The organism is Leisingera sp. M658, assembly GCF_025144145.1.
Lineage (GTDB): Bacteria > Pseudomonadota > Alphaproteobacteria > Rhodobacterales > Rhodobacteraceae > Leisingera.
Window position 1 is genome coordinate 24,218 of sequence record NZ_CP083546.1, and the last position, 17,717, is coordinate 41,934.

Genomic DNA, 17,717 nt, shown 5'->3' on the forward strand with positions numbered 1-17,717 from the left:
CCGCTAGGGTCAGGACCCATTGATTTCGATTGATCGTCATGATTCACCGGTCGAAAAATCGAGCGGTGAACCTGTCTGATCTCTTTTGGCTGACCGATACGCAGATGGCGCGACTGGAGCCTTATTACCCGAAGTCCCATAGAAAGCCATGTGTTGATGACCGGCGTGTCTTGAGTGGGATTATCTTTATAAACCGCAATGGCTTAAGGTGGCGGGATGCTGCCAGGGAATACGGCCCGCACAGTGAGGCGGGACCGTCGCCCCGGTGGGGCGGCGTAAGCCCGGTGAACGCTTTACAACCGTTGGAAACGCTGGAGCGACAAGGGTATTTTTGCGCAGATGATGGCCGGTTTGGCAGCCGGACACGGCGAAGAGAAGACCGTGATGCCCCGAGAGGGGCCGGACCAAAGATGGCATGAATACCAAGCTGCATGCCATCTGCGACAGCCAGGGCCGCCCGTCGAGCCTGTTCGTCACCGCTGGACAGGTCAGCGACTGCATCGGGGCACGGGCGCTGCTCAGCTGTTTGCCGGATGCCGACTGGATGCTTGGAGATCGCGGCTATGATGCCGATTGGTTCCGGGAAGCATTGAAAGACAAAGGGATACGCGCCTGCATCCCGGGCCGGAAGCAGCGCAAGACACCGGTCAGATACGAAAAAGGCCGCTACAAACGGCGCCACCGCCCCTCTCGTGACATTGCTGCGCAATGCACTGCCGGGCAGTGATCGAGATCATGTTTGGCAGGCTCAAAGATTGGAGGCGTGTGGCAACGCGATACGGCAGATGCCCGAAGGTCTTCCTCTCCGCTATCGCTCTCGCCGCAATCGTCATCGTTTTGCTATGAGGCCTGACCCTAGGCTTGCGCCTTTGCGAAAAGCGCGAGCCCGCTGCGGCGCCCGCGCAATTGCTCCGCCGGCAGCGCGGTCCAGCCGCCGCGCGCGGGCTCTGTGCCGGCTTCCTGCAGCAAGGTTGCAGACGCGATCAGCGCCATGCCATTTGTCTTGGTCAGCTGCTCCAGCCGCGCCGCTGTGTTCACCGTGTCTCCGAACACGGAATACTCCAGCCGTGCCGGTGTGCCGGTGACACCCGAAAACACCTCACCCCAATGCACACCGATCCCTGCGGCCAGACCGGCCTCTCCAGTAGCCTCCCGTTCCTGGCGCCAAGCCTCCATCTCCACAAGCAGCCCTTCGGCGCAATCCAGCGCCCGCGCTGCAGCCCGCTCACCCTCAAACAGGATCATCGCTGCGTCGCCGATGTATTTGTCGATCAGACCGCCAGTCCGGCCCGCCACCAATTCGACACGGGTGCGGAACTCGGTGATCAGTCTGCTGACATCTTGCGGCTCGCGGCCCTCGCACCAGCTGGTGAAGCCGCGGATATCAATGAATAGGATCGCCATTTTCTGCTGGCGGCCTTCCTGCAACGCCTCCAGCCCGCCGCCGGCAAGACGGCCCGCCATCTGGGCCGGCAGATAGCGGGTCAGATTGGCCTTCTGCCGCGTTTCTTCTATGGAGCGGTGCAGCAGTCCCCGCATCCGAAGCGCCGCAACCATCAGCACCAAACCAGCCAGCGCCACCATCAGCACCCGCATAAGATTGGGGGGTGTGGCCATGGCCAGATGCACCCGCTGCATGGCAGCGTCAGAGACGATCGCCGGTTCCCACAGAACCAGCCACAAAAGTCCGGCCGCAACCAGCAGCACTTGGTATCCCAGCAGCAGCGGGTTGAAACGCAACACGCCAAAAGCCAGGATCAGCGGTGCCATCCAGGCCGAAGGCATGGCAAAGACAACTTCGCCGGACAGCCCGGAATTCACCAAAGACAACCAGGAATTCAGGAAAAGAAAGACACCGTCAGCGGTCACTGCTGCCCAGATCATCCAGTGCCGGAACACGCCTTTGCGGATAGCCGCAAAACTCAAGACACCAACCGTAAGATAGGCAAGTAGGGTTGCCGCCGCCAGGCCGACTTGGTGCCAAAGGTAGTCCTGGCCCACCGTCTGCACTGCATCAACCGCAAGAACCAAGGCCGCCAGCAGCCCGGCAGACACGGCAATCCGCAACAGTGCCACAATGCGCTCGGCTTCTAATTCCGCCGCACGCAGCAGCACCGCCCCGCCGGGGTTGAAGTTGCTCGCGCCTGAAACCAGCGGCAACCGCATCTACTCCTCCGCCAGCAGCGCCACCTGGCGCGGCTCGACTTCCACCTGGCCAGGATCTTCCAGTTCCGCGCCGTTGGCCACCACGCCCATCGCCTCGAACCGGCGGGCCGAGGGCAGCACGCGGGCTTCCAGCGAGCCAACGGCCTTGTTGTAGTTGTTCACCGATGACGACAGTGACTTGCCGACGGAGGCGAGGTTCTTGGAAAACGTCGCCAGCCGGTCATAGAGTTCCTTGGCAGTCTTTTGCACTTCGATTGCGTTTTCTGCCATCTTCTCCTGCTGCCAGCCATAGGCTATGGACTTGACCAGCGCCATCAGGGTGGTCGGCGTGGCGATCAGAACCTTGTTTTCAAAGGCATATTCAATCAACCCTGGATCCGCCTCCACCGCCGCGGACACAAACGTCTCACCGGGGATGAACATCACCACAAAATCCGGTGTCTCTCCCAGCGCGCTTTGATAGGATTTCGAGGCAAGCTGACGCACATGGGTTTTCACATGGCCCGAATGGCGCAGCAGTGCCTGCTGCTGCTGATCGGGCGTCTCGGCCTCCAACGCGTCCAGATAACCCTCCAGCGGGGTCTTGGCGTCCACTACGATGCTCTTGCCGCCGGGGATGCGCACTATTGCATCGGGGCGGCGCAGACCGTCATCGGTGCCGACGCTTTTCTCCAGCTCATAGTCAACATGCTCGGCCATCCCGGCCATCTCAAAAACCTGGCGCAGCTGCATCTCACCCCAGCGGCCGCGGGTCTTGGGCGCGCGCAGCGCCTGCACCAGTTTGCGGGTCTCGCCGCCCAACGCCGCCTGGCCATCGGCCAAATGTTTCACCTGCGTCTGGATCGCGCCATAGGCCTCGTTGCGGGCCTTCTCGATTTCCTTGATCCGTTCACCAAACTGACCCAGCTTCTGATCCAGCGGCTTTACCAAGCCTTCAATCGCTGCATGGCGCTTGGCCAGATCCGCATCCGCGGTTTTGCTATGCGCCTGAAACCGTTCGCTGACCAGGCTCAGGAAGCTTTCCGAGTTCTGCTTCAGCACGCCCGAGGCCAGCGCCGCAAATTTGTGCTCCATCTGCGCATTCATCTGCTTGAGCTCTTCCAGCCGCGCTGCATGTTCTGCCTTCAGCGCTTGTACTTGTGCCTCAGCCTGATACCGGGCGGCACGTTCATTATCGCTGGTGCGGCGCAGGGTTGCCAGCTCATCGTTCAGCTCCGGCAGCCGCTTGACCTCCGCCCGAAGCCCGGCCGCCTCCTGGCTCAGACCTGCATTGGCCTGTTCCAACTGCCGGGCCGCGCCTCGCAGCCGCAGCCCAGCCAAGGCAATAACAGCGGCCAGACCGGCCAACGCGTAAATGGCCCATTGGGCTTGCTCCAGTGTCACTGCTCGTCCTCCCTTTACCGGGGGTTCTTGTTCAGGTGCGCCCGAAAAGGCGCTCGATATCTGCCAGTTGCAGTTCCACATAGGTGGGACGGCCGTGGTTGCACTGGCCGGAATGGGGCGTGGCCTCCATCTCGCGCAGCAGAGCATTCATTTCCTCGCCCCGCATCCGCCTTCCTGAGCGGATCGAGCCATGGCAGGCCACCCGGCTCAGGATCGCCTCGATCTTGGCTTGCACCAGCTGGGTTCCGCCCTGGTCGGACAGTTCGTCCAGAATATCCTTGATCATCGCTTCAGCGTTGACCTCGCCCAGGATCGCGGGGGTTTCCCGCACTGCAACAGCCGTGCCGCCAAAGGCCTCAATGCCAAGGCCGAATTTCGCAAGCTCATCAGCCACGCCCAGCAGGCAGGCACAGTCATTGTCGCTCAGCTCGACAATCTCCGGTATCAAGAGTGCCTGGGCCGCAACGCCATTCTCTGCCATCTGATGTTTCAGCTTTTCATAGACCAGCCGCTCATGTGCTGCGTGCTGGTCGACGATCACCATGCCGTCGGCAGTCTGGGCGATGATGTAATTCTCATGCACCTGGCCGCGCGCCGCCCCCAACGGCAGCTGCTCGGCCCCGGGGGCGGTGGCCCCGGACGCATCCGAGGCCTGACCCGGGGCCATTGGAGCCACTGGCACCTCTGTGACCCGCCCGCTGTAGGACCCCTGCAATTCGGCAAAACCTGGCGATGGCGGCGCATCGAAGGAAGACATTTGCGGCAACCCGGGGGCTTGCGCCGCGTAAGCGCTGCTGCGTGCGCCCATGGACGGCCGGTCCATCTGATAGATCCGCGGCGCACCGGTAGCTGTAGGTTGTTCCGGTTTCATTGCCCCCAGAGTGGCGCCCGCCACTGTGGTTGACGCGCGGTGTCCGGCCTCTGCCAGCGCATGGCGCAGGGCAGACACGATCAGCCCGCGTGCCAGTCCGGGGTCGCGGAACCGCACCTCGGATTTGGCAGGATGCACGTTCACATCCACCAGCTGCGGGTCGCAATCGATGAACAGCGCTGCGGCCGGATGCCGGTCGCGACTGAGGAAATCGAAATAGGCGGCCCGAAGCGCCCCGGTCAGCATCTTGTCCTTCACCGGGCGCGTGTTCACGAACAGGAACTGCGCCACCGCAGCGCCGCGCGAATAGGTCGGCAGCGCCGCATAGCCAAAGAGGCGGATCCCCTCGCGGGCGGCATCAATCTTCAACGCGTTCTCGGCAAAATCACGCCCCAGAACCGAAGCCAGCCGCCCGTGCAGCGCATCAAACAAATCGCCCGGCAAAGGATCGGCGCGGAAGGTCACCCGACCCTCACCGCCGCCCGATACATCGCGCAGCGTGAATCCTACCGAAGGCTCTGCCATTGCCAGCCGTTTCACCGTGTCGGAAATCGCCTGGCTCTCGGCCCGATCGGTGCGCATGAACTTGAGCCGCGCCGGTGTGGCAAAAAACAGATCGCGCAACTCGACTATGGTGCCTGCCCGCAAAGCGGCGGGTTTCACCAGCTCCAGCCTGCCGCCGGAGACCCGGATCTGCGCCGCCTCATGCCCTGCAGCGCGGCTGGTGATTGTCAGCCGCCCAACAGCCCCCAAAGAAGGCAGCGCCTCGCCGCGGAACCCGAAGGTATGGATGTTCAGTAAGTCCGAGCCGTCAATCTTGGACGTCGCGTGGCGGGACAATGCCAACGGCAAGTCCTCCGGCGTCATGCCGCAGCCGTCATCACTCACCCGGATCAGCGTCTTGCCGCCATCGGCGATTTCTACGGTGATGCGGGCGGCGCCGGCATCAATGGCATTCTCCACGAGCTCTTTGACCGCTGAAGCGGGGCGTTCCACCACCTCGCCAGCGGCAATCCGGTTGATGGCGCTGTCATCCAGCTGGCGGATGATTGGTCGCGTTTTATCGCTGATATGGGGTTCTGCACTGCTCATACCGCTAAATTTAGCATGCGGAGCTGATTCTGCCACTGGAATGCGCGGAGCTTTGGCAGGAGGCGCGTAAAAGAAGATTTTCGCACCAAACTGCCTGTATCCACCCGGTTTTCAGAGCGCCATTGCAGCCCGCGCACCAATATTTTGTCCAATCAGTCAAAAAAGCCGCCTGCAATCCTTGGCCTTGCTTGCCAATATGCCGCACCCGTGCGAATTTCGCACGGAACTCTGCTGAGGACTCCCCGAATGGAAAGCCAAATCGCTGAACGAAGCGCGCAGCTGCCGCAGCTAGCCGAGCCGCGCAATCCGGGCATGGCGCTGGACCTGGACTGGGTCGCCGCCGTGCAGGCCAATACGTCGGCCATCGAACGCCGCTGCGCCACCCTGCCGGGCCGCCGCAGTGTAAAGAAAGATCATCAGGCCGCCTGGCTTTTGAAAGCCATCAGCCTCATTGACCTCACCACGCTGTCCGGTGACGACACCGAGGGCCGTGTCCGCCGCTTGTGCGCCAAAGCCCGGCAGCCGGTCAGCGCCGGTGTTCTGCGCACATTGGGCATGGAAGGCCTCACTACCGGGGCGGTCTGCGTCTATCACGACATGATCCCCACGGCTGTTGCCGCATTGCAGGGCACTGGCATTCCGGTTGCCGCGGTCTCCACTGGCTTTCCGGCCGGCCTGTCGCCCTTCCACCTGCGGTTGGCGGAGATTGAGGAAAGCGTCAAGGCAGGCGCCGGGGAAATCGACATCGTGATCTCGCGCCGCCATGTTCTGACCGGCAATTGGCAGGCGCTTTATGACGAGATGAAGGCCTTCCGCCAGGCGTGCGGCGACGCCCATGTGAAGGCGATCCTGGCGACCGGCGAATTGGGCAGCTTGCGAAACGTCGCCCGTGCCTCGCTGATCTGCATGATGGCAGGGGCCGATTTCATCAAGACCTCCACCGGCAAGGAAAGCGTCAACGCTACTCTGCCTGTCAGCCTGGTGATGATCCGCGCAATCCGCGACTATTATGACCGTACGGGCCACCGCGTCGGCTATAAGCCAGCGGGCGGCATTTCCAAGGCCAAGGATGCACTCGTCTATCTGGCGCTGATGAAGGACGAACTGGGCGACCGCTGGCTGCAGCCTGATCTGTTCCGCTTTGGCGCCTCGTCACTGCTGGGCGATATCGAGCGTCAGCTGGAACACCATGTCACCGGGGCATACTCCGCCGGCTACCGCCATTCCATGGGCTGAGGGCTGAACACATGACCATCAAAGAGATTTTCGACACCATGGAATACGGCCCAGCCCCCGAAAGCGCTGCCGAGGCACTGGCCTGGCTGGTCGATCAGGGCAGCCGGTTCGGCCATTTCATCAACGGTGAGTTCACCGCCCCTGGCGAAGGATTTGACAGTAAAAACCCAGCCACCGGTGAAGTTTTGGCGACCCTGACCCAAGCCACGCAAGCAGACGTCGACAGCGCCGTTGAAGCAGCCCGCAAGGCGCAGGGCCGTTGGGCCGGTCTTGGCGGGCCCGGCCGCGCCAAGTATCTCTATGCCATTGCCCGGCTGCTGCAAAAACATTCCCGCCTGTTTGCAGTGCTGGAAACGCTCGATAACGGCAAGCCGATCCGCGAATCCCGCGACATCGATATCCCGCTGGCCCAGCGGCATTTCTACTATCACGCAGGCATGGCCCAGCTGATGGAAAGCGAACTGCCGGATGCCGAGGCCCTGGGCGTCTGCGGCCAGATCATCCCGTGGAATTTCCCCCTGCTGATGCTGGCCTGGAAGATCGCGCCTGCAATCGCCATGGGCAACACGGTGGTGCTGAAACCTGCTGAGTACACCTCTCTCACCGCGCTGCTGTTTGCCGACATCTGCCATCAGGCGGGCCTGCCCAAGGGCGTTGTCAACATCGTCACCGGCGACGGTGCCGTGGGCGAAATGATCACTGCGGCAGATGTGGATAAGGTCGCCTTCACCGGTTCCACCTCCGTTGGCCGCCGGATCCGCGAGGCCACCGCAGGCAGCGGCAAAGCGCTGACGCTGGAGCTGGGCGGCAAGTCCCCCTATATCGTGTTTGACGACGCCGATATTGATTCAGCTATCGAAGGGCTGGTCGATGCGATCTGGTTCAACCAGGGCCAGGTTTGCTGTGCCGGCTCGCGTCTGCTGGTGCAGGAAGGCATCGCTGAACGCTTCCACACCAAGCTGCGCGCCCGGATGGACGGGTTGCGTATCGGCAACCCGCTGGATAAATGCATCGACGTCGGCGCCGTCGTCGACCCGGTGCAGCTGGATACCATCAGCAGCATGGTCGCGGCCAATACCGCCGGCACCATGCACCAGGCCCAGGTGAAAATGCCAGAAGGCGGCTGTTTCTACCCGCCAACGCTGATTGAAGGCCTGTCGCCTGCCGATCCGCTGATGCAGGAGGAGATCTTTGGCCCTGTGCTGGTCTCCTGCACCTTCCGCACTCTCGAAGAGGCGGCGGAGCTGGCCAACAACACCCGCTACGGCCTTGCTGCGACGCTTTGGACCGAGAACGTGAACCTGGCCCTGGATATGGCGCCGAAACTGGCGGCCGGCGTTGTTTGGATCAACGGCACCAATATGTTCGACGCCGCTGCGGGTTTTGGCGGTGTGCGTGAGAGCGGCTTTGGACGCGAGGGCGGCTGGGAGGGCCTGACCGCCTATACCCGCCCCAAGACCGCAGCCAAACCGCTGGCCAGGGTGGAGCCGTTTGAGGGCGTTGGCGCCCCGGCAGACCCGCTGGACCGTACCGCCAAGATGTATGTCGGCGGCAAGCAGACCCGCCCGGACAGCGGTTATTCCCAGGCGGTCTATGGCAAATCCGGCGCGCTGCTGGGCCACGTCGGCCTCGGCAGCCGCAAGGATGTCCGCAACGCGGTTGAAGCCGCCGCCGGCGCCGGAAAATGGTCCAAGACCACCGGCCATCTTCGGGCACAGATCCTGTACTATATTGGCGAGAACCTCTCGGCCCGAGCCGCGGAGTTTGCCGCCCGCATTGACGCAATGACCGGCAAGAAGACCGGCGCCGCTGAGGTTGAGGCCTCGATCCAGCGCCTGTTCACTGCGGCTGCCTGGGCCGACAAATATGACGGTCAGGTCCACGGCGTACCGATCCGCGGCGTGGCGCTGGCAATGAAGGAACCCGCCGGTGTGATTGGCGTGCTCTGCGCCGATGAGGCACCGCTGCTGGGTCTGGTTTCGGCAATGGCGCCTGCCATTGCCATGGGCAACCGGGTGGTGCTGGCGTCCTCCGAACCCTTCCCGCTGGCGGCTACCGATTTTTACCAGGTTTTGGAAACATCAGACGTGCCCGCAGGCGTGGTCAACATCCTGACCGGCAGCCACGCCGAGCTGGCAAAACCGCTGGCGTCGCATTTGAACGTGGATGCTGTTTGGAGCTTTTCCTCCACCGATCTGTCGGCGGTGATCGAAGCCGCATCGGCGGGCAATCTGAAACGGACTTGGGTCAACAACGCCACCGCGATGGACTGGACGCAGGACCACAGCAAGCGTTTCCTGCAAGAAGCCACCGAGATCAAAAATATCTGGGTGCCCTACGGCGAGTGAAACAGGTCCCCAGGGCTTTCCCGCTTCTGGTCAAAATATACAGCGCCGCTCCATCCGGGGCGGCGTTTTCTTTTTGGCCCTGCCGGCGTCCCAGGCCCAAGACGGGACTTGCAAGCAAAAGAAAACGCCCGCTCCTTTCGGAACGGGCGTAAAAAATCCGGGATAAGCGCGGATTAGCGGCGGATACCCAGGCGCTTGATCAGGTCCTGGTAACGGGACACGTCCTTGCCTTTGGTGTAGTCCAGCAGCTTGCGGCGCTGAGCAACCATCTTCAGAAGGCCACGGCGGCCGTGGTTGTCCTTCTTGTGGGTTTTGAAGTGCTCAGTCAGGGTGTTGATGCGCGAGGTCAGGATTGCAACCTGGACTTCCGGCGAACCGGTGTCGCCGTCCTTGGTTGCGAATTCTTTCATCAGGCGGGTTTTTTCTTCTGCAGTGATCGACATCGGGGTCTCCTTAAAAGGTTAGAGTGGATGGCTCAGGCCGGGATGTCGTCCAGCACAGGCCCATGGAGATATCTGCCGCAGAATCGCAGCAGATGCGGGCGTATATGATGTTTTCATGTTAAAGGCAAAGATTAACTGCCAGAGGGTGGATCCGCGCGGGCCTACTGCGGCAGCAACCCGGTCGCTGCGGCCGAAGCTGTGTCGATCAGTACCAGATCCGCCGCCGTCAGCCCGCTGGCTCCGGTGACCCGCAAGGCAGGCTCACCGTCGACAAGGATAACCTGCTCGTCACCTGCCTCGGGGTTTTGTTGCAACTCTATAGAAGGCTCTTCGCCGTCCTCAAAATCCCAAACCAGAACCAGCTTATCTTCATCCGTATCGAAATCCATCAGTTGCACCGCCTCTGCGGTCCCGGTCCAGTTGCCAGCCATGAACTGATCCTCGCCTGCACCGCCGGTCAGCACATCCCCCGCCCCGGCAATCAGTGTATCCTCACCGGCACCGCCATTAAGATAGTCCTGATCCGTGCCGTCCCCGGCGCCGGACACCACATCATTTCCATAACCGCCAAACAGCGCGTCGGCGCCGTCGCCGCCCACTAGGCTGTCATCGCCGTCATTGCCATGCAGTGTGTCATGTCCCTTGCCGCCTTCCAGCCAATCTTCGCCCTGACCGCCGTGCAGCAAGTCCGCACCGCCGCCGCCCTGAAGCGTGTCATCCCCGAAATGCCCAAAGAGACTGTCCTCTCCGGCGGCGCCCTGCAGCACGTCATCACCGTCTTCGCCGTGCAGCAGGTCCTGGCCTGTGCCGCCGGACAGGCTGTCATCTCCGCTACCGCCATGCAGAACATCGCTGCCCTGGCCCCCGTCTATCCAGTCATGACCGCTGTACCCGCCAAGCTGATCATCGCCATCGCCGCCGCTAAGGCTGTCAGCCGCCCCGGTTCCCGCGATGATGTCATTTTCATCGGTGCCGGTTACGGTGCTGCCGCCCGGCTCGATAAACCCGCCATCCAGCCCATCCCCGCCAGTGTCCGCCTCCGGATCGGGGCCGGAGGCCGGATTCGCCTCATCCGGGGAATCTGTATCAACCAGGACTGCGCTGCCTACCGCAACAAGGCCCAGAACACTTGCCAGCCACAACATTGCCCGCTCAACCTCAACAAAACATACACCCACCTGAACGGTCACACGCCTGGATTGAAAAGGCAAAACAAATGGGGAACATGAGTTAACAGGCGTTGAAGAACCCGCTAACGCTGCTGCCAAAGCGCCGGTTGCTGGGAGTAGGCGATGTAAAGCGGATGCTTCGGATGGCCGGCCTTGCTGAGGCCAAGGTGGTGCAGCGGCTTTCCAGTTGCGCGCAGCGCCGCGGCAACCCGGGCCCCTTGCCCGCGGTGCTCACCATGGGTGCCCCAGGCGCAGATTACCATGTCAGCCCAATCAACACCGTTTAAAATGGCCGCCATGTTGCCCGGGCCTTCCGGCTCTGCCAGCTGCCGCATCCCGCGCGGATCGGTGACCCGGCAGGCAAAGATGTTGGTGGCCCGGAAACCGCCGAACCCCAATGCCCGTGCGCGGCGCTCGCAGCGTTCAATGGTCGGATCATTCTGCACTTCGGTTGCGGTTGACGGATTCAGCATCACAAACATCACCCGCGGCCCGGCAGGATCCCAGACCCGGGTCAGGCTGTAGCGATAGGTTTCGCAATCGGAATAGACGGCGGTTGAGGGCGCATCGCCCTTGGTGTGGCTGCGGGTGATCATCAGCCGCTTGTAGCAGGGCTTGTTCGACTGCCCAAGCTTGCGGTCCAAGTTTCAAGATCACCCCAAGAAGCGCCCTTTATGTGCATAGCCGGGCACCACGACACATTGCAGCTGTTGGCGTTGTATTTCTTTCGGACAGGTTTTGCATGGAATTGTTGCTGCTCACCAAAGTGTTCAGTCCCGGCTTCTGGTGGATCGTATCCACAAGGAAACTGTCTGGCTCTGAAGTCCGGATCTTGTAGATGTATCTGTACGGCGCGCGTCCACTGAGTGTTTTGAGAGGGCGGGTGCAAAGGCCGTCGTCCAGCGGTCGTAGAGAAGGGCACCAGAAAGCAACGATCATGGCTTCATCTTCTTCACTAGGGACGATTGAGCGGGACTCATTGGAACGGGTCTTCTGATCCTTAGCAGCCCGCCGCTTCGCAACCGGCTTCGGGTGATGCCAGGTTCCTGGTTCAGCTCCGCGATTGAAGCCCGCACTTCTCGAGACATTGCTGCGCAATGCGCTGCCGGGTGACAGGACCGACGCAGAGGTGGCATGTCTGTCCCATAAGGCGTCCTTCCATTCCAATGAATGGATCGCACTATCAACCTCTGGAAACAAACAGCTATGCAGCGCTTCATTTGCCACAGATCAAAGACTTAGGCGTTTGGCCTGCTGTTTGCTATGCTGAGGCAGCGAACAGAAGGATTGGAGCAATGCTGGAGATTTCAGCCCGTAAGGTGGCACAAGTGGCGATGATGGCCCGTGAACTGGGCCGGGCTGAAGGGGAATTGCGCGCCTTCATCGACCGGATGGGGGAAGATCAGCAGTCGGAATTGGTTGGTATCATGTGGGTCGGCCGCGGCAGTTTTGAGCCGGAAGAACTGGGGGAAGCGATCTATACCGCCCGGCAGGAAGCGACCACGCCGACCGTCGATTACTTGCTTGGAACGCCGCATCTGGCTGACAATCTGGAGGCTGGCATGGAAGCGCTGGGCATTGATGTGAACGATGTTGAGGACGATGTGATCGGCCGCTAGGGGCCGCATCGGTTTGGAATGCAAAAGGGCGCCGCAATCCGGCGCCCCTTGTTGTTTCCAGCAGTCCTCAGGCCTTGCTGTCGACGACCTCAAGGTGCTGGGCCAGCTTGCCGATCCCGCCCATCCACTTTTCGACCAGGCCCAGGTCGCTGGGCGCGGCATGTACACCGGTGGCGATCTTGCCGTTCATGGCCGCCTCGATTGCGAAGGACACCGGATAGGAGACCAGGCGGGCCATTGCGGTGCCGCGGTCGTCGCCCCAGGCGTCCATCACATAGGTCTTATGCCAGGCTTCGGTGCCGTCTTTTTCCGCCTTCAGGCCAACGCAGAGCACCACCCGGTCCGGCTCGCCCTCGTCATAGGCGTTCTCGGTCCAGAACTGGTCCGACATTTCCTTAAGCCGGGCGTCGCCTTCGGGACCGCTGAGGGTTTCGACCTCCTTGAAGACATCCGCCCAGGCATCAGCCCAGCCGTTGAGGCGCAGGGTGCCGCGGACGAATTCCTTCACTTTCCAGTCCTCGCCGAACTCATACTGCGCCATGAACGGGATCGAGTCGCGGTTCGGGTAGACTTCGAAGCTTTCAGGGGTTGGCAGCGGCGCCTCGTAGGAGGAGATCGCATCCCAGGGGCGGGCGACGTCCAGTTCCTTGAAATCGCGGATCGACTTGGAGGGGGAGCGCAGCGCTTTCAGCACGCCCAGCGGCGACCAGCTGAACTTGTAGCGGAACGGGTTCGGGGTCTTGGGGATGCCGCCGCAGTAGGAGATGAAGCTTATTTCGTTTTCCCCGTCAAAGGCATCCGACGCCTTGTAATCCGCCACCAGCGCATGCGCCATCAGGTGGTCGATGCCGGGATCCAGGCCCACCTCGTTGATCAGGCAGACGTCTGCATCCTTGGCTTTTTGGTCCAGCGCGCGCATTTCCGGCGCGATGTAGGAGGAGGAGACGAAATGCGCGCCGTGCTCTATCGCCAGCTCGGCCAGCGGCACGTGCCAGTCGCCAGGCAGCATGGAGACGATAACGTCCTTTGGGCTGAGCATCCGGCCCAGGTTGGCGATGCTGAAGGCATGGATGTTAGTGGTCAGATCGCCGACGGCCTCATGCGCCTTGTCGGTGGTCCGGTTCCAGACCGCCACGTCATGGCCCGCTTCGAGCAGGCGGCGGAGGCCGGGGATAGCGGAGAGGCCGGTGCCGCACCAGTGAATTGTCATGAGAGTTCTCCCTTGCGATTATTGCGGGGGCAGAAGAAACCTCTTGCCCGGCCGAAAGCCGGGCAGCGCCCGTCCGCCCCCATGGGCGGGCGCTTTGCTTCCGCCCGCGGACGGGCGCTGCCCTCTCCGTGAACGGACAAACCTGTCATTTGGGCAGATGCTCCAGGAAGGTGGCCTTGGCCCGGCCCCAGACGCCGCTGTCCAGATCGGTGAGGCTCAGCAGCGATGGCAGCAGCTGAGCTGCGTAATCCTCGGAGCTTTCCACCGGCAGCATGGAGGGCAGGTTGTCGATTGCCATCACATCCAGCACCGGGTGTTCGGCGACGCGCAGAGCAGGTTGCTCCCATGATGTCGCGCGGTCATAGACCGGCACCGGATTGTAGTCACTGTCAGGGTCGCAAGCGACATCGCCGATGGCGGTCAGCTTGCGGTCCGCGGTCAGCGCTTCGCGCGGGACAAAGACCGGTGTGCCGGGCCGGGCGAAGATACAGTTGAGAAATAGGTCATGGTCCAGGATCTCCGGAAAAGGGCCGCCGCTTGCGGTTTCGTCCATGTCCCATTTGGTGACTTTGACCCCCATTGCTTCGCAGAGATCAGCCGCACCCGTGCCGACGCGGCCAAGCGCGCCGATCACGATAGCAGAGGGGCGGTCATTGTTCAGGGCATCAAGTTCCGCGCCCAGATCCGTCAGCAGCGCATCCTTGCCGCCATAGACGCCAACCGGGCCGCAGATTCCGCCGCGCTGCTGGGCGGTCCAGGATTTCAGTGTTACCGCGGCGCCGGCATAGCCCGCCCAATACCCAAAGGCAGCAACCCGGCGGGCGCTTTCATCCACCAGATATTCCAGATCATAAAGGGTGCCGCCGCCGGCCTTGAACCGCTCCAGCAGTGCCTTGCCGGAATGCTGACCCTTGAAGGCATGGCCGAACATGATGTGACGGTGGGGCAGCGGGGTGCCGTCCTCGGGCAGTTCCTTGAGGCCAAAGATGATCGCGTCCGCGGGGGCCTGGGGCCAGGAGTTTTCCGGTGCAATGCCGCAGCCTGCATCAATGTAACCCTGCAGCGGCAGCGCCCTGACCGAGCTTTCCTCAACCGTGACCCTGATGCCGCCTGACAGCAGTGCCTTGGCGCCTTCGGGGGTCAGGCCGACCCGCTCCTCATTCGGGCGCTGTTCGGCCCGTACCCACAGATGCGTCATCGTCATGTCCTTCAAAGCATTCCCTTGGCATAGACTGCGCGGATCGACTCGCGCTGCTCCATTGCCGTCATGAAAGTCTGGATTTTGGGGAACCCGTCCACCTTCACCCCGTCACCCGCCAGCCAGGTGCAGATCACATAGAGGTAGCAATCGGCGAGGCTGACCGTATCGCCCAGCACAAAAGGTCCGCGCAGGCCGGCCTGGCTGATGTACTCGCAGGAGGCCGTCATCGTCTGCGGCACCTTGACCTGCATATCCTTGTAGCTGGAGGTCTTGCTGGCCCAGCGGGCGCCGCGCCGCATATGAGCATGGTTCACATGCATGGTTGAAGCGAGGTAGAACATCACCTCGCGCATCCGCGCCTGCAATACCGGGTCCTGAGGGCGCAAGCCGGCCTCGGGCGCCATATCAGCGATGTATTCCAGCAGCGCGCCGGTCTCGGTCAGGATGCCGCCCTCAACCGCCAGTGCGGGCACCCGGCCCTTGGGGTTGATCTGGGCATAGGCCGGGCCGGTTTGTTCCTTGGCGGCAAAGTCGATCTTCACCGCCTCGTACTCCATCCCGGTTTCTTCCAGCGCGATGGCCACAGCCACGGAGATCGTGTTGGGGGCGTAATAAAGCTGCATGTCTTTTCCTCCCTCTCGGTCGTTCAAAGATGTGTCTGGGCAAAATGCCGGTCCGGCGCTTCCAGATGCGGCACTGCGTTGAACAAAACCGGGCTCAGGTGGCCGCCGATGGGGAACAGACGATGCATCGAGGTGTTCATGATCGCCAGCGTAACCCGGGCCATGGCGGCGGAGTCCAGCCCCATCGCTTGCCGCATGGCCATCGAGATCAGCCCGCCGGAGGTGACAACCATTGCGGGGCCGTCGCCTGCGGCGATTTCCTCCAGACAGGCCTGGGTGCGGGTTTCGAAACTGGCCCAGCTTTCGTAGGGATCGGCGATTTCGTCTTTGGCCCAAGCGGCGAAAACCTTGGGTAAATGATCGACAAAGCCCTCGCGCTCTTCCGGGATTGGCAGGCCGTGCTGATCGCGCATCGCCTCGGCGAGGGTGAAATACTCCATCTCGTTCAACCGCGCGTCCTGCGCCGGATCGGCAAAGCCCATAGAGGCCGCGGTTTCGATATGCCGCCTGAGGGTCCCGCAGTAGACGCGCGGGTGGTGGCTGCCGGTGCTGCGCAAATGGTCCCCCAGCCAGGCCGCCTGCTGATGACCCAGATCGCTGAGACGGTCATAGCTGGCCTCGTCCCGGGCGCCGGTGTTGGCTTGGCCGTGGCGGATCAGCGTTATGTGGGACATGGGCGGCGGCTCCGTTGTTACCGGGGAAGTCTTAGGGGAGGTTCAGGGCAGAGGGAAGACCAGGCCGGGTGCAGGTTTGATCAATTTGATTGAGGGCAGGGGCAAATCTGGAGCAATGTGCATCTGTCAATTGGGAGATATGCGATGCCCCTTAACCCTCAGCGTTTTCTGGATGACCTTCATAAACTGCGCAGCTTTGGTGCCTCGGGTGCAGGCAAGGGAGTGGTGCGGCAGGCGTTTTCAGAAGCAGATATCGCGGCGCGGAAATGGCTGGCCGAACGGATGAAAGAATGCGGGTTAGAGCCGCATTTTGACCCCCTGGGCAACTTGTTCGGGCTGGCCGGAGAGAACAGCCTGCTGGTGGGCTCGCACAGTGACAGCCAGCCCGAGGGCGGCTGGCTGGACGGGGCGCTGGGTGTGGTGGCCGGGCTGGAGATTGCCCGCGCGGCCAAAGAAGCCGGAGGGCCGCCTGTCTCCTGCGTCAGCTTTCAGGATGAGGAGGGGCGGTTCGGGGTGCTGACCGGCTCGGATGTCTGGACCGGCAAGCTGGCGCTGGAGGATGCGGACGGCCTCACCGACACCGCCGGCAGCACGCTTGCGGACATGCGGGCGCGGATGGCGGATCTGGCCGGGGATTTCCTGCCGCACGGCCGGTTCACCGGGTTTCTGGAGATGCATATCGAACAGGGGCCCTATCTGGAGGAGACCGGACTTGGGCTTGGCGTCGTGACGGATATCGTCGGCATCCGCGACATGCGGATCACGTTCGAAGGGCGGCAGAACCATGCGGGCACCACGCCGATGCACCTGCGCCGGGATGCGTTCCAGGCGCTATCGGCCTTTAATACAGAGCTGAACAGCCGGTTTGCCGGTGTGGTCACGGCTGCCACGGTCTGGACCATCGGCCATGTGGCGCTGCATCCCAATGCGTCCTCAGTTGTGCCCGGGCGCGTGGAGTTTTCGATGCAGTGGCGCGATGCGGATGCCGGCCGGCTGGCACGGATGGAAACGCTCATCAAGGAGACGGCGCAGGACGTTTCTGCGGGGCACGGCGTCACAGCCCTGCTTGGCCCGGTGATGGGCATAGAACCGGTGGCGATGGATGCGCGGTTTCAGGCGGAGTTGGGGGCCGCTGCAGAGGCGTTGGCACCACGAAAGTGGCAAAAGATGCCGTCGGGTGCTTTGCATGATGCGGCCAATCTTGCGACGGTGATGCCTGCGGCAATGCTGTTTGTGCCCTCGATCGGCGGTATAAGCCATGCCTTTGACGAAGATACAGCGGAAGCAGATCTGGTGCTGGGACTGCAGGTGCTGGACTGCGCGGCCCGGGCGCTGGCGGGATGAATTGCAGGCGGGTTCTCCCGCCTGTTCCCGGACATCCTGCAGGATGCCCTCTCACAGTTGGGCCGGGCGCCGCTGGCGCGGCGGGGTCAGCCCCGTCCGTAGCCGCGTTTGAGCATCCGGTTGCGGTGCCTGTCGGCAGCCAGGGAAGCCTCGCGCAGATTACCGTAGATGTTGATGACGCTTTGCCCGTTGCCGCCGGCTATGCCCCATTCGCGCAGCACGGAGACCTCGGAAAACAGGTTCATCGCCAGCTCAATCCGGTAGAACCGGGACGGGCGCGAAGGGGCTTGGCGGTAGAGCAGACAGGTGGCCATGGATTGATTCTATGCCAAGCGATT

15 protein-coding genes and 1 pseudogene are annotated in these 17,717 nt (G+C 62.3%); 5 read left to right on the forward strand and 11 right to left on the reverse strand.

Annotated features, from left to right (window positions below; genetic code table 11):
• Positions 1-71: 71 nt before the first annotated feature.
• Positions 72-846: pseudogene (locus K3724_RS00120) on the forward strand (IS5 family transposase).
• 9 nt (positions 847-855) lie between these two features.
• Here K3724_RS00120 and K3724_RS00125 read toward each other — a convergent pair.
• Genes K3724_RS00125 through mutL form a run of 3 tightly spaced genes read right to left on the reverse strand, consistent with a single transcriptional unit; the run spans position 856 to position 5,512 of the window.
• Positions 856-2,166 (reverse strand): adenylate/guanylate cyclase domain-containing protein, encoded by a 1,311-nt coding sequence (locus K3724_RS00125; RefSeq protein WP_259988985.1) that lies wholly within the window; start codon positions 2,164-2,166, stop codon positions 856-858.
• The gene (gene rmuC / locus K3724_RS00130; protein ID WP_259988987.1) at positions 2,167-3,549 is read right to left on the reverse strand and encodes a DNA recombination protein RmuC; all 1,383 of its coding nucleotides are present in this window, start codon (positions 3,547-3,549) and stop codon (positions 2,167-2,169) included.
• A gap of 31 nt (positions 3,550-3,580) precedes the next feature.
• Positions 3,581-5,512, reverse strand: coding sequence for a DNA mismatch repair endonuclease MutL (mutL, locus tag K3724_RS00135; RefSeq protein ID WP_259988989.1), 1,932 nt, complete (start codon positions 5,510-5,512; stop codon positions 3,581-3,583).
• Between the two features lie 246 nt (positions 5,513-5,758).
• Between mutL and deoC the strand changes: the two genes are divergently transcribed.
• Together deoC and K3724_RS00145 are read left to right on the forward strand one after the other, a co-directional pair.
• Positions 5,759-6,748 carry a deoxyribose-phosphate aldolase gene (gene deoC, locus K3724_RS00140; protein WP_259988992.1) on the forward strand — a complete coding sequence of 330 codons (990 nt, stop codon included), beginning with the start codon at positions 5,759-5,761 and terminating at the stop codon, positions 6,746-6,748.
• A gap of 11 nt (positions 6,749-6,759) precedes the next feature.
• Positions 6,760-9,096: an aldehyde dehydrogenase family protein gene (locus K3724_RS00145; protein ID WP_259988994.1), complete on the forward strand. Its 2,337-nt coding sequence runs from the start codon at positions 6,760-6,762 to the stop codon at positions 9,094-9,096.
• A gap of 173 nt (positions 9,097-9,269) precedes the next feature.
• On the opposite strand, the gene rpsO is transcribed toward K3724_RS00145, so the two are convergent.
• The 3 genes from rpsO to K3724_RS00160 form a co-directional block, all read right to left on the reverse strand.
• A complete protein-coding gene (gene rpsO, locus K3724_RS00150) occupies positions 9,270-9,539 on the reverse strand; it encodes a 30S ribosomal protein S15 (RefSeq protein WP_129369234.1) in 270 nt (89 codons plus the stop codon).
• Positions 9,540-9,700: 161 nt separating this feature from the next.
• Positions 9,701-10,684, reverse strand: coding sequence for a calcium-binding protein (locus K3724_RS00155; protein WP_259988997.1), 984 nt, complete (start codon positions 10,682-10,684; stop codon positions 9,701-9,703).
• Positions 10,685-10,791: 107 nt separating this feature from the next.
• The gene (locus K3724_RS00160; RefSeq protein WP_259992719.1) at positions 10,792-11,304 is read right to left on the reverse strand and encodes a DUF1643 domain-containing protein; all 513 of its coding nucleotides are present in this window, start codon (positions 11,302-11,304) and stop codon (positions 10,792-10,794) included.
• A gap of 699 nt (positions 11,305-12,003) precedes the next feature.
• On the opposite strand from K3724_RS00160, the gene K3724_RS00170 reads away from it, so the two are divergent.
• Positions 12,004-12,327 (forward strand): DUF3775 domain-containing protein, encoded by a 324-nt coding sequence (locus tag K3724_RS00170; RefSeq protein ID WP_027257190.1) that lies wholly within the window; start codon positions 12,004-12,006, stop codon positions 12,325-12,327.
• A gap of 67 nt (positions 12,328-12,394) precedes the next feature.
• Here K3724_RS00170 and K3724_RS00175 read toward each other — a convergent pair whose 3' ends face one another.
• The 4 genes from K3724_RS00175 to K3724_RS00190 form a co-directional block, all read right to left on the reverse strand.
• Complete coding sequence (locus K3724_RS00175; protein WP_259989001.1) at positions 12,395-13,537, reverse strand: saccharopine dehydrogenase family protein; 1,143 nt, start codon at positions 13,535-13,537, stop codon at positions 12,395-12,397.
• Between the two features lie 145 nt (positions 13,538-13,682).
• Positions 13,683-14,735, reverse strand: a complete 1,053-nt coding sequence (locus tag K3724_RS00180; protein WP_259989003.1) for a saccharopine dehydrogenase — start codon at positions 14,733-14,735, stop codon at positions 13,683-13,685.
• A gap of 11 nt (positions 14,736-14,746) precedes the next feature.
• Complete coding sequence (locus K3724_RS00185) at positions 14,747-15,361, reverse strand: glutathione S-transferase family protein (RefSeq protein ID WP_259989005.1); 615 nt, start codon at positions 15,359-15,361, stop codon at positions 14,747-14,749.
• Positions 15,362-15,384: 23 nt separating this feature from the next.
• Positions 15,385-16,035 carry a histidine phosphatase family protein gene (locus K3724_RS00190; protein WP_259989007.1) on the reverse strand — a complete coding sequence of 217 codons (651 nt, stop codon included), beginning with the start codon at positions 16,033-16,035 and terminating at the stop codon, positions 15,385-15,387.
• Positions 16,036-16,179: 144 nt separating this feature from the next.
• Here K3724_RS00190 and K3724_RS00195 point away from each other — a divergent pair, with 144 nt between their 5' ends.
• Positions 16,180-17,379, forward strand: coding sequence for a hydantoinase/carbamoylase family amidase (locus tag K3724_RS00195; RefSeq protein ID WP_259989009.1), 1,200 nt, complete (start codon positions 16,180-16,182; stop codon positions 17,377-17,379).
• Positions 17,380-17,465: 86 nt separating this feature from the next.
• On the opposite strand, the gene K3724_RS00200 is transcribed toward K3724_RS00195, so the two are convergent.
• A complete protein-coding gene (locus K3724_RS00200) occupies positions 17,466-17,693 on the reverse strand; it encodes a WGR domain-containing protein (RefSeq protein WP_129369241.1) in 228 nt (75 codons plus the stop codon).
• Positions 17,694-17,717: the final 24 nt, after the last annotated feature.